Source organism: Streptomyces jumonjinensis, assembly GCF_009600885.1.
Lineage (GTDB): Bacteria > Actinomycetota > Actinomycetes > Streptomycetales > Streptomycetaceae > Streptomyces > Streptomyces jumonjinensis.
The window spans coordinates 7165-7525 of sequence record NZ_VCLA01000166.1; the positions used below are offsets into that span (position 1 = coordinate 7165).

Genomic DNA, 361 nt, shown 5'->3' on the forward strand with positions numbered 1-361 from the left:
GGGGCAGAAAGAGCCCGGTCATCACCGCCATGGGCAAACGGCTGGTGGCGGAGGGCTGCGGCCGGTACGAGGTCGGCCCCGGGCCCTCCTGGGGTGAGGCCGACCGGAAGTCGTACGCCGCCTGGCAGCGCAAGCTCGGCTACGCCGGGAGCGACGCCGACGGCGTCCCGGGGAAGAAGAGCTGGGACAAGCTGAAGGTGCCCAACGTCTGAACATCCCGCACAGGTCCGGCGTGAGCACGCCCGGCGGGGGCGTGCCCACGGCGGACCCCGCGCCGGGCGGGCAGGACCGCCGCCCGGCGCGGCCAAGCGATGCCGCCCGGACCGTTCCCCTGGCCCCAAGGGGTGAACCGGGGACCCGT

At 75.1% G+C, this 361-nt stretch carries 1 protein-coding gene; it reads left to right on the forward strand.

Features of this window, described 5'->3' with window-relative positions:
* On the forward strand, positions 1-212 hold a 212-nt coding region (locus tag FF041_RS39295; protein ID WP_228388588.1), incomplete at its 5' end, for a peptidoglycan-binding protein.
* Between the last annotated feature and the right edge of the window lie 149 nt (positions 213-361).